The organism is Dethiosulfatibacter sp., assembly GCF_983023055.1.
Window position 1 is genome coordinate 1 of record NZ_CEZJXU010000028.1, and the last position, 11336, is coordinate 11336.

At 34.7% G+C, this 11336-nt stretch carries 12 protein-coding genes and 1 pseudogene; all 13 read right to left on the reverse strand.

Annotation, left to right across the window (positions count from 1 at the left end; translation table 11 throughout):
- Positions 1 to 161 (reverse strand): annotated as a pseudogene (locus AC3AX0_RS02285) (ribonuclease HII); the annotation flags it as partial.
- Positions 154 to 1002: a ribosome biogenesis GTPase YlqF gene (ylqF, locus tag AC3AX0_RS02290; RefSeq protein WP_487548685.1), complete on the reverse strand. Its 849-nt coding sequence runs from the start codon at positions 1000 to 1002 to the stop codon at positions 154 to 156. The gene ylqF and the pseudogene AC3AX0_RS02285, both read right to left, overlap by 8 nt.
- A 138-nt stretch (positions 1003 to 1140) precedes the next feature.
- Positions 1141 to 1491 carry a 50S ribosomal protein L19 gene (gene rplS / locus AC3AX0_RS02295; protein WP_487548686.1) on the reverse strand — a complete coding sequence of 117 codons (351 nt, stop codon included), beginning with the start codon at positions 1489 to 1491 and terminating at the stop codon, positions 1141 to 1143.
- 95 nt (positions 1492 to 1586) lie between these two features.
- Positions 1587 to 2309 (reverse strand): tRNA (guanosine(37)-N1)-methyltransferase TrmD, encoded by a 723-nt coding sequence (gene trmD / locus AC3AX0_RS02300; RefSeq protein WP_487548687.1) that lies wholly within the window; start codon positions 2307 to 2309, stop codon positions 1587 to 1589.
- The gene (rimM, locus tag AC3AX0_RS02305) at positions 2306 to 2803 is read right to left on the reverse strand and encodes a ribosome maturation factor RimM (RefSeq protein ID WP_487548688.1); all 498 of its coding nucleotides are present in this window, start codon (positions 2801 to 2803) and stop codon (positions 2306 to 2308) included. The genes trmD and rimM overlap by 4 nt, the downstream gene beginning before the upstream one ends.
- 205 nt (positions 2804 to 3008) lie before the next feature.
- A complete protein-coding gene (locus tag AC3AX0_RS02310) occupies positions 3009 to 3239 on the reverse strand; it encodes a KH domain-containing protein (RefSeq protein ID WP_487548689.1) in 231 nt (76 codons plus the stop codon).
- A gap of 14 nt (positions 3240 to 3253) precedes the next feature.
- Complete coding sequence (rpsP, locus tag AC3AX0_RS02315; RefSeq protein ID WP_487548690.1) at positions 3254 to 3517, reverse strand: 30S ribosomal protein S16; 264 nt, start codon at positions 3515 to 3517, stop codon at positions 3254 to 3256.
- A gap of 88 nt (positions 3518 to 3605) precedes the next feature.
- Complete coding sequence (gene ffh / locus AC3AX0_RS02320) at positions 3606 to 4940, reverse strand: signal recognition particle protein (RefSeq protein WP_487548691.1); 1335 nt, start codon at positions 4938 to 4940, stop codon at positions 3606 to 3608.
- A gap of 8 nt (positions 4941 to 4948) precedes the next feature.
- Positions 4949 to 5281, reverse strand: coding sequence for a YlxM family DNA-binding protein (ylxM, locus tag AC3AX0_RS02325; RefSeq protein ID WP_487548692.1), 333 nt, complete (start codon positions 5279 to 5281; stop codon positions 4949 to 4951).
- A gap of 73 nt (positions 5282 to 5354) precedes the next feature.
- Positions 5355 to 6272 carry a signal recognition particle-docking protein FtsY gene (ftsY, locus tag AC3AX0_RS02330; protein ID WP_487548693.1) on the reverse strand — a complete coding sequence of 306 codons (918 nt, stop codon included), beginning with the start codon at positions 6270 to 6272 and terminating at the stop codon, positions 5355 to 5357.
- Between the two features lie 8 nt (positions 6273 to 6280).
- Positions 6281 to 9847, reverse strand: a complete 3567-nt coding sequence (gene smc / locus AC3AX0_RS02335) for a chromosome segregation protein SMC (RefSeq protein ID WP_487548694.1) — start codon at positions 9845 to 9847, stop codon at positions 6281 to 6283.
- Positions 9822 to 10925 (reverse strand): elongator complex protein 3, encoded by a 1104-nt coding sequence (locus AC3AX0_RS02340; RefSeq protein ID WP_487548695.1) that lies wholly within the window; start codon positions 10923 to 10925, stop codon positions 9822 to 9824. The genes smc and AC3AX0_RS02340 overlap by 26 nt, the downstream gene beginning before the upstream one ends.
- Positions 10909 to 11336 (reverse strand): ribonuclease III family protein (locus AC3AX0_RS02345; RefSeq protein WP_487548696.1); only part of this gene is annotated, 428 nt, incomplete at its 5' end. The genes AC3AX0_RS02340 and AC3AX0_RS02345, both read right to left, overlap by 17 nt.

The window sequence follows — 11336 nt, forward strand, 5'->3', positions numbered from 1 at the left end:
GAAAGCTTTTTTGAATCATTTACACCGTCAATAAGAAGTCTTTCGGGCATTATTACAGCACATGCTGTTACATCTCCGGAAAGACATCCCCTTCCTACTTCGTCAATGCAGGCAATATTGTTATAACCTTTTTCATGAAGCTCATTTTCTATCTTAAGCATTTTTCGGCTTCTCCAAGGTAAGCTTTCCTAACTTACCACTTCTGAAATCGCTAATTATAAGCCTCGAAACCCTCTCGTAATCCAATTCATCACCTTTCAGTATACACCCGTTTTTACGTGCTATATCATCGATGATAACGTGTATTTCCTTGTTCTCAGTTTCGATTTGATATTTATTAATCAAGCTACTTTTATAATTCTTATTTAAGAATTCTACTATATATTTAGCAATGGCATTTTTATTAAGAATCTCTTCCCTTATTGCCCCTGTAGCAGCAAGATTGTATCCCTGAATATCATTTTCTATTTTAGGCCAAAGTATTCCGGGTGTATCAAGAAGATCTATTCCATTTTTCACTTTAATCCACTGTTTACATTTTGTAATACCCGGTCTATCTCCAATATTGGCCCCTTTTCTTTTTGCTATTCGGTTTATAAAAGTAGATTTCCCAACATTCGGTACTCCAACTACCATCGCTTTCAATTGTCTGTTGAAATAACCTTTCTTTTTGTATTTAGATAAAATTTCATCAGCTATATCGCTTATAGAATTAAAAAATTTTGCCGTAGAGTCCTGGGTAGAATTGTACAAAATACAATTTACATTATCTTTCGTATATTCTTTCCTCCACATCTCGGAAATTTTTGGATCTGCAAGATCAGACTTGTTCATCAATATTATATGATGCTTGTTTGCCGATATATTTTTTAATATTGGATTTCTACTGCTTTGTGGTATTCTTGCGTCAACAATTTCTATAATCAAGTCTACTAATTTTAAATTATCCCTTATCATTTCATTGGTCTTTTTCATATGACCGGGATACCAATTTATTGCCATAATAATCTCCTATATTTTAAATTCTAAGATTAAAAATCTTTCGAATATTTGTTTATTAATGTTGAAAAGCTATTATTTCTATTTAATCATTATATGAGTTTTACTAAGAAAAAATGAGGACTAGAAAGTCCTCATTATCTATCTATATATCTTCTTCTCTTTAACTTTTGCAGATTTACCAGTTCTTTCTCTAAGATAGAATAATCTAGCTCTTCTAACTTTACCACTTCTAACAACTTCAAGCTTTTCAACTCTTGGTGAATGTACTGGGAATGTTCTTTCAACACCTACACCGTATGATATTCTTCTTACAGTAAATGTCTCTCTAACGCTTCCGCCTTGTCTCTTTAAAACAGTACCTTCAAATACTTGAATTCTTTCTCTGTTACCTTCCTTGATTCTATAGTGAACCTTTACTGTATCACCAACATTAAATTCTGTTAAACTTTCATTTAGTTGTTCTTGCTCAATAGCTTTTATTAAGTCCATAGTATACCTCCTTTTGTAGCGTTCTTGCAATCAAATTACAGCGGACCGCCGTATACTCCATGTATTATATCACAATCAAATGCTCTAATCAATAATTATTTTGAAAAGTATTTATTTAATTCATTATATTCTTCAATAAGCTCATCTCTACCATCAATAAGGTCAGGCCTGTATATGAGAGTGTGCTCTATTGACTTGTATCTTCTCCATTTTTCTATCTCAGCATGGTTGCCTGATAATAGTATATCAGGAACCTTAAGTCCCATGAAATCCTGAGGTCTCGTATATTGAGGATGCTCAAGAAGAACATCATAATGTGATTCCGATGTAAAGGATTCCTCGCCACTTAATACTCCAGGTAACAACCTCGCTATGGAATCAACCAATACTGCAGCAGGAAGTTCTCCTCCAGTCAACACATATTCACCTATGGAAATGGATTCATCTATATAATTGTCAATTATTCTCTGGTCCAAGCCTTCATAGTGGCCTGCAATAATTATTATCTCATCTTCCTCAGCCAGCCTTTTGACAATATTTTGGCTAAGGTTTTTCCCTTTTGGAGACATGTATATAACCTTTGATTTTTGATTTCTGTTTTGCATAAGGGCATTGTATACCGGTTCAGGCTTCAAAAGCATTCCAGGACCCCCACCATAAGGATAATCGTCAACTTTTTTATGCTTGTTTTCGGAATAGTCTCTTAATTGTATATATTCAATTAAGAGTTTCTCGTCCTTAACAGCCCTTCCTATTATACTTACAGATAGAATACTCTCAAGCATTTCAGGAAAAAGGCTTATCAATTTAAACTTCACGACAACAATCCTTCAATCTTCTTTATTGTCATCCTGCCCTGATTAATGTCAACAGACTTGACCACATCCTTAATGGCAGGTATTAAAAGTTCTTTGTTATTGTCCAGCTCGTAGACGTCATTGGCTCCTGTCTGGTATACATAAGTAATCTTGCCAAGATAATTTCCTTCAAGATCGAAAACCTCAAGACCTATTAGATCTGAAACAAAATATGAATCTTCTTCAAGAGTCACCCTCTGTGTCTCGTCGATTATTATATATTTATTCATGTATTTTTCAACAAGATTTATATTATCCAAACCCTTAAGCTTAAGGTATACCATGCCTTTCGTATATCTAACTCCGACAATATCCAAACGTTCTTCAGTATCTTCTATATAAACATAGTCAAAGTCGTTAAATCTTTCCATATCATCTGTAAGACAAATACATTTGACTTCTCCTTTTAAACCATGTGTGTTTACAATTTTACCAACTCTTATTATTTTTTCCATTACTACCTCGTCTAAATATTAAAAACTTCGGAATATCAATATCCTAAGTTTTTTACATTGTCCAAACAATCCAATTTCACGAGAATTAAATTCTCATGAAATTGAACCATTGGATTCTTCATTCGTTCCAGCAAATTTCCATTATAATTTCTACATGATCATCTTGATACACCATGAAAATATAAGGATTAGCGTTAGCTAATCCTTACTGAATTATTTCTATTATAACTCTTTTATTGTCCTTAGTGGCAGCTGCTTTTACAAGGGTACGTAACGCTTTAGCTATTCTGCCTTGTTTCCCAATGATTTTACCCATATCATCAGGTGCAACTTTCAGTTCGATAATTAGGGATTGACTACCTTCTATTTCATTCACACTAACTTCTTCTGGATTATCTACAAGTGACTTAGCAATATATTCTACTAATTCTCCCATTTAATGCACCACCTTTATTTGCTTTCTTCTCTTTTATCATAGACACCGTTTTTCTTAAACAAAACATTTACAGTATCTGTGGGCTTCGCACCATTATTCAACCATTTGATTGCGCTTTCTTCGTTGATCTTAATAATCTTAGGCTCTACTACTGGATTATAGTAACCTATTTCCTCGATAAATTTTCCATCTCTAGGCGATCTTGAATCTGCAACAACTATTCTATAAAAAGGCTTCTTTTTTGCACCCATTCTTTTCAATCTTATTTTTACTGCCATTATATTCACCTCCTAATTTAATTTGTTTTTGATTTGAAAATCAAATCATTTATATATTAAAGACTTACATCTTAAATAACTTTATTTCTTAAAAAGGCATTTTAAAGCCACCACGCTTCTTCATTGTCTTTTCCATTGATCCCATCTTCTTCATCATCTTCCTTGTCTCGTTGAACTGCTTCAAAAGACGGTTGACTCTCTGTACCGAGGTACCACTTCCAGCTGCAATTCTTTTTCTTCTGTTGCCGTTGATGATTGACGAATCATTTCTTTCTTTCTTTGTCATTGACTGAATTATAGCCTTGATATATACAAGCTCCTTCTCGTCAATTTTAATGTTTTTTAGTTGCTTTGAGTTGGCTCCTGGAATCATCTCAAGTAGTTGATCCAAAGGTCCAAGATTTTGCATCTGTTCCATCTGCATCAGGAAGTCATCAAAGGTAAACTGCATGCTTTTCAACCTTTGTTCCATTTCCTTTGCCTGATCTATGTCAAAGGATTCTTGGGCTTTCTCAATAAGGCTTAATACATCACCCATTCCAAGTATCCTTGATGCCATCCTATCCGGATAAAACGGTTCCAAATCCGACATTTTTTCACCGGTTGTAACAAACTTTATAGGCTTGCTAGTTACTGCCCTCAGGGATAATGCTGCTCCACCTCTTGCATCGCCATCAACCTTTGTCAGAATAACACCTGAAATTTCCATTGTTGAATTAAAAGCTTCAGCTATTTTAACAGCATCCTGTCCAGTCATTGAATCAAGTACAAGAAGTATTTCTCGAGGGCTAAGACTGGATTTAATCTGCTGAAGTTCACCCATTAGAGCTTCATCTATATGAAGTCTTCCGGCAGTGTCTATAATCAATACATCATTGCCATTCTTTTTAGCTTCCTTATATGCTTCTTCGGCAATTTTTACAACATTTTTTTCTCCCTCTATCTTGAATACGGGAACATCTATGCCCTTACCTACTACTTCCAACTGTTTTATTGCAGCTGGTCTATATATGTCACAGGCCGCAATTAATGGCCTTTTGTTTTGCTTTTTGAATTTCAATGCAAGCTTACCAGATGTTGTAGTCTTACCAGCTCCCTGAAGACCACACATCATTATAACTGTTATATCATCGGAAAAATCGACTTTTGACTCGCTTTCTCCCAAAAGCTTGATCATTTCCTCGTTTACTATCTTTACAACCTGCTGTCCAGGAGTCAAACTATTCATAACCTCGGAACCAAGAGCACGTTCCTTAAGTGTTTTTATGAAATCCTTAACCACCTTGAAGTTTACATCGGCCTCCAATAGTGACAGTTTTATTTCCCTCATGGCATTGTTGATATCTTTTTCAGTCAGTTTTCCCTTGCCTTTTAGTTTGTTTAATGCTCCCTGTATCTTATCAGACAAACTCTCAAATATCATATTATCACCTATAAAGAATCAATCAGACCATCAATAATTTGAACTATATCCTTTTGGTCAAAATCGTTCCCGTTCATATTATTTTTCAATAGTTCCAGCTTTTCTCTTATGTTGTCGTTCCTGTCTATCAAACCAAGTTTTTTTTCAAAATTTTCTAGGTTGCCTTCAGCTCTTTTTAAAAGATCGTGAACTCCCTGTCTTGACATATCAAATATTTCCGATATCTCAGCAAGACTTAGGTCCTGGAAATAGTAAAGGTCCAAAACATCCTTGTGTTTATCCTTTAATATATTTGAATAGTAATCAAACAATCTGCCTATTCGTTCATATTTATCCAACATACATAAACCGCCTGTAAAGTTTTTACCTTGACAAGTAGTTATTGTAATGTATTATTGTGCAGTTGTCAATAGTTTATTCAAATATTGCATCAACAAATTTATTGGAATCAAAAGGTTGAAGATCATCAATCTGTTCTCCCAGTCCCACATATTTTACAGGCACTCCTATTTCCTTTTGAATAGGTACGATTATTCCACCTTTTGCAGTACCGTCAAGCTTTGTGAGAATTATTCCATCTATATCCGCAGCTTCCTTGAATGTCTTTGCCTGTATTATTCCATTTTGTCCGGTTGTTGAATCTATGACCAGATAAACCTGTTTGAAGGCTGATTCATATTCCTTGTCCACAACTCTGAAAATCTTGTTGAGTTCGTTCATGAGATTTTTCTTGTTGTGAAGCCTTCCTGCAGTATCACAGATAAGAATGTCAGCATTTCTTGATTTAGCTGCCTGTACAGAATCGAATATAACAGCAGCAGGATCACTACCTTCCTTGTTTGCTATAAGATCAACACCTGCTCTATCGCACCAAATCTGAAGTTGTTCAACCGCCGCTGCTCTGAATGTGTCACCTGCAGCCACCAAAACATTTTTGCCCATAGATCTGTATCTGTTTGCCAGCTTTCCAATTGTTGTTGTCTTTCCCACACCATTTACTCCAATAATAAGAATTACCGTTGGTGTTTTCATGTTTGAATCATCAGATTCATCATCAGTGTGGATTATTTCCTTCAAGTATTCCTTCAGCTTAACTTTTATTTCATCAGGTGTCTTAAGTTTTTCTGTCTTGACGCAGTTTTTCAAGTGTTCAATAATATCCAAAGTTGACTCTACTCCAATATCAGAACCTATAAGAATATCCTCAAGGTCCTCAAGAAGTTCGTCATCAATTTTGGTATACATGCTGAATACACCGTCGATTTTAGATGCAAACTCGTCCTTTGTTTTCTTTAATCCATCTGTAAATTTCTTGAAAATATTTATTGCCATATTTCCTCCTAAATATTATAATTTGAAAGTTTCATGGATACCAGCTTTGTAACCCCTTGTTCTTCCATTGTTGTTCCATACAAGGTGTCTACAAACTCCATGGTTCCCTTTCTATGTGTTATTACCAAAAATTGTGTTTCCTTTGAAAATTCCTTAAGATATGCAGCAAATCTATATACATTCGCATCATCAAGGGCTGCTTCTATTTCATCAAGTATGCAAAAAGGAGTGGGATTTATTCTAAGTATTGAGAATAATAATGCTATGGCGGTCATTGCCTTTTCTCCCCCTGACATTAATGAAATTTTGTTAAGCTTTTTTCCAGGAGGCTGTGCATATATTTCTATATCACTATTTAGTAGGTCGCTTTCATCAGACATGACTATGTCAGCTTTTCCTCCATCGAAAAGACTTACAAATACCGACTTGAACTGCTCCCTTATTTTACCGAATTCTTCGCCGAACTGTTTTTTCATTTTGTAGGCAAGCTCGCTTATTACCCTGTTCAACTTTTCTTTTGCCTTGTCAAGATCATCCCTTTGTTTTACAAGGAATTCGTATCTTTCCGACACGGTATTATACTCTTCGATTGATCCTATATTTATATCTCCAAGGCTTTTTATGGCTTTTTTTGACTTTCTCACTGTTTCCTTCAACTTTGTCATGCTTAAAGATTCATCTTTGTACTCACAGCACATTGCATAACTCATTTCATAATCTTCCCACATCTGATTTGATATGGAAGCTATTTTGTTTTCTGTGATTTCAATCTTCGCTTTTATTGAATTATTTTCAATTCCCAATTCTCCAATGAGCCTTGTATCTTCATTCATACTTTTTTGAATTCCATACTGCAGTTCCTGGTTCTTTTTCTTAAGTTCCCTGGTTTCTGACAGTTTCATATCAAGGGACTTCACCTTGTGGGAAAGCACCCTGTTTGATTCCTCTGTAGCAAAGGAATCAGAATCCAAGTCCCTTAATTGAGCATTATTTTTTTTAATTAACTCTTTGCTATTATCGACAGTTGATTTTTCGGCAATAATTCTGTTTTCAAAATTCCCAGCTTCAATCAATACATTTTTTTTACTGTTCATCAGCTCTGAAATCTTGATTTTATAGTCTGTAATTCCAACCCTTCTGCTTTCAAGCCCTTCTACAGAATCCTTGTAAGAACTGTTACTTTCTTCCAATTCATTTTCAATGGATTGAATTTTATCCTTGTACACATCCAGTTCATGGTTCCTTTTGTCCTTTTCTGAAAGATAATTCTTTCTTTCTATTTTCAGAAACTCGAAGTCTTCTTCCAGTTTGGTCTTTCCAGACTGGATTCTTTCAAGCTCTTCTTTAAGATATTTAGTTTCAAGTATGCTGTTCTTTATATCTGTATCAACATTATTCAAGGAAGTTCTTGAATTTTCATTCCTTAAATCAAGCTCTAGAATTTTGTCTGAAATATTATTGTTTCTGTCGCTTTCATCCTCGCCTTCCTTAACAGCCTGAGATGCAAGGTCTTCCAATTCGTTTATTTCTCTTTTTCTTCCAACAAGGTTAATACGATTCTTTATTGTACCACCTGTAATTGATCCTCCAGCATTAACGGTTTCTCCTGAGACAGTTACAATTTTTGCACTGTAATTTATACTTTTGGCAATCTTTATTCCATTTTCAATATTATCGGTTAATATTACCCTTCCCAAAAGATATTCTATTATGTTTTTATATTTGTTTTCATAATTGACCAACTCACTAAATACACCTATGCAGCCTTTGGATTTCAATTCATTCAATTCACGAGGATTCAATTTTCTGGGTTTAATTGTATCAATGGGAAGAAAAGTAATCCTTCCGATATTTCTCTTCTTCAAATAGGATATTATTTCCGAAGCATTCCTTTCACTTTCAATAAGAATGTTTTGAACAGCACTTCCCAATGCCACTTGAAGTGCCTTTTCATAGGATTTATCAGCTTCTACCAGTTCCGCCACTACTCCTATAATGCTTCTATTGAATACATTGTTATTTTTACAATCAATCATGAACCTTTGAACGCTCTTGTAATATCCGTCATATGATTCCTGCATTCTGCTCATAATCTTTTTTTTAGATTCGATTTCATTGAAGCTGTTTTTTATTCTAATAAGTTCCTTGTCCGATTCATTTTTTTTAAGTTTCAAATCCTTTGTTTCAGAGACTGTTTTCTGTACTTCTTCAGCCAACTTTTTCTTTTTCGCCATATTTATTTCATGCAATTCATTGCTTTCAGTAATATTCTCAAATATCCTTTTTTCGGATTCCTCAGCAGTGGAGTATTCCGTCTCAAGACTTTCATATCTATTTTCAAGGTTTAATATGAGAGAATCAGCAATATTTATTTTACTTTTAGTTTCCGTCTGTATGTTGTACATCGCAAAAACATCATTTTTCTTCATTTCAATGGCCTTTTGAATGCTGTTACTCTCTTCTATATGATTTTCCAGTTCTCGTTCCTTTTCAAGAAGCATTTTCCTGTTGCCGTCAATTTCACTCTTTACCTTGACTACTTCACTTTTGCATCTATCAATTTCTTCAGACCATTCATAAACTCTTTCGTCACTGTTTTTCAATGTGTTTTTGATCTTCTCATTTTCAGATTCAAAAAGAAGCCTCTTTTCTTTATGAAGCTTTAGGGTGCTTTCATTTTCAAGATATCTCTTGTTGAATCCCGAATATTCAAGTTCATCATTTGAAATTTCTTCATCCAAAGATTTATTTTCTGAAATCAGCTTCTCAAATTTATCTCGGCTGCTTTCCAGTTTTTTTTCTTTTTTTTTCAATTCCTCTATTTTACTTTTTAATTGTTCTTTCATATTTTCTAGGAATTCATTTTGAATATCGTAATCCCTAGATAACAAATTAAGCTCCCCCGATTTCAAGGTGTTTTTCAATTCCAGATATTTTTCCGCAGATTCCTTCTGTATTCTCAAAGGTTCAATACGTTGTTCGATTTCTGAAATTATATCATTAACACGTTCAATATTTTCTTCTGTTTTAGATAGTTTCCTAATGGATTCTTCTTTTCTTGTTTTAAACTTGACTATTCCTGCAGCCTCTTCAATTACTTTTCTTCTTGTTTCGGATTTTGCTCCAACAATATCCTCAACTCTTCCCTGTCCTATGATAGAATAGCCATCTATTCCTATTCCAGTGTTCATAAACAATTCTCTTATCTCTTTAAGCCTTGTTGATGTTTTATTAAGAAGATAATCACTTTCTCCAGTTCTAAAAACTCTTCTTGTAATACATACTTCATGATACTCGATTGGAAGCCTTTTATCTGAATTGTCAAATACCAGGTTCACTTCCGCATATCCCAGAGGTTTCCGTTTTTCCGTACCTGCAAAAATAACATCCTCCATTTTAGTTCCTCTAAGAGTCTTGGCACTCTGTTCACCCATAACCCACTTGAACGCATCAGAAATATTGCTCTTCCCACTACCGTTAGGGCCAACTACGGCTGTAAATTCAGAATTTATTTTTATAACTGTTTTTTCAGGAAAGGATTTGAATCCATTAATTATTATTTCCTTCAAATACATATCCGGGCTCCTCGTAAGTTTTTATGAAAAAATCAAAGAATTTTTTTATTTCAACAGTAACTTCCATATCATTAAATTTCAACAAAACCATATTTTCTTCCGTTCCTTCCTTGAACTTGATTGATGCTAGAGCTAGCTTATCAATCAAAACCTTCTTTCCCATACCCTTTATGCCTGAAAACGAATTGATAGTTGTCTTGTCGCACTCAACCGTCAATTCATCCAATTCACAGTCCTTCAGCATCCAAACCAGACTGCTTGTCATTATATTGGTCAATACCAACTGCCTGTAGGAAGGGTGAAAGGGGCCACCAGAAATATCGCTGTCGTAATTGATATTTTCAGTAGTCTGAAGTCCCACTCTTATTATTTTTATTCGCGCCATTTCATAGAGGGAATATATATACGAGACCAAGTTAACGCTTTCATCAAGACTTGGAGGGTTGTAGGAACCTTCCTTGAAAAGCTCCTCCATCTTTGTATCTTTTATTGTAAGAGCTGGATAAATTCTTACAATATCAGGTTTCATTTCGATGGATTTTTTAGCAGTTTCTATATCTTTCAAAGAACTGCTTCCATAAACTCCCGGCATTACTTGATGCCCTAGAACAAGGCCTCTTTCCTTGATTAGTCTGCTTGCTTCTACAGTATCTTCAGTTGTATGGCCTCTGTTGATTTTATATAATACGTCATTGTCTAAAGACTGCACACCAAGTTCAATGATGTCAACACCATAAGATTCAAGCATATCCAGGATTTGCTTATCGATTGCATCAGGTCTTGTAGACAATCTGATTCTATCAACAAGCTTCCTATTCTTGTAGCTAAAGGCAATCTCCAGAATGCTTTTTTGAAGTTCAATATCTATGGCTGTAAAGCTTCCTCCAAAAAAGGCTATTTCAACTTCATATTTTTCAGTATCTATGGTTGAAAGGAATTCCTTTATATCATTTGCTATTTCATTAATATCCAAATACTTTCCCTTGCCAGTAATTTTCTTTTGATTGCAAAATATGCAGTCATTTGGGCATCCCTGGTGAGGAATGAAAATTGGTATTATCTTAGTCTTCTTTCTCATCTATGCATCCTCTGCTAGCCAGTGCCGACATTGCAGCTTCCTGTTCTGCATTCTTCTTACTCTTTCCCTGACCTCGTCCTATTGTCTGTTTGTCAAGGTATACTCTGATATAGAATGTCTTGTCATGGTCAGGTCCTTCTTCCTTGTAAACCTTATATCTTATTTTCTTTGAAGGATCATCCTTTTGTATGATTTCCTGAAGTTTGGTTTTAAAGTCCATGTTAAGCTTTCCAGTAACCGCCAAATTCACATATTTCTTGAACCTAGGCAGAAAGAGTCCTTTGACATTGTCCATATTACTGTCAAGAAATATGGCGGCAATTATCGCTTCAATGCTATCAGCCAATATTGATTTTCTTTCCCTTCCACCTGTTGTTTCCTCTCCTTTTCCAAGGAGTAAAAATTTGCCAA

What these genes read in the sequence shown, in the direction of transcription:
- ylqF (WP_487548685.1), bottom strand. Translation starts at nt 1,002, where the DNA reads ATGGCAATAAATTGGTATCCCGGTCATATGAAAAAGACCAATGAAATG.
- rplS (WP_487548686.1), bottom strand. Translation starts at nt 1,491, where the DNA reads ATGGACTTAATAAAAGCTATTGAGCAAGAACAACTAAATGAAAGTTTA.
- rimM (WP_487548688.1), bottom strand. Translation starts at nt 2,803, where the DNA reads ATGGAAAAAATAATAAGAGTTGGTAAAATTGTAAACACACATGGTTTA.
- AC3AX0_RS02310 (WP_487548689.1), bottom strand. Translation starts at nt 3,239, where the DNA reads ATGGGAGAATTAGTAGAATATATTGCTAAGTCACTTGTAGATAATCCA.
- rpsP (WP_487548690.1), bottom strand. Translation starts at nt 3,517, where the DNA reads ATGGCAGTAAAAATAAGATTGAAAAGAATGGGTGCAAAAAAGAAGCCT.
- ffh (WP_487548691.1), bottom strand. Translation starts at nt 4,940, where the DNA reads ATGATATTTGAGAGTTTGTCTGATAAGATACAGGGAGCATTAAACAAA.
- ylxM (WP_487548692.1), bottom strand. Translation starts at nt 5,281, where the DNA reads ATGTTGGATAAATATGAACGAATAGGCAGATTGTTTGATTACTATTCA.
- ftsY (WP_487548693.1), bottom strand. Translation starts at nt 6,272, where the DNA reads ATGGCAATAAATATTTTCAAGAAATTTACAGATGGATTAAAGAAAACA.
- smc (WP_487548694.1), bottom strand. Translation starts at nt 9,847, where the DNA reads ATGTATTTGAAGGAAATAATAATTAATGGATTCAAATCCTTTCCTGAA.
- AC3AX0_RS02340 (WP_487548695.1), bottom strand. Translation starts at nt 10,925, where the DNA reads ATGAGAAAGAAGACTAAGATAATACCAATTTTCATTCCTCACCAGGGA.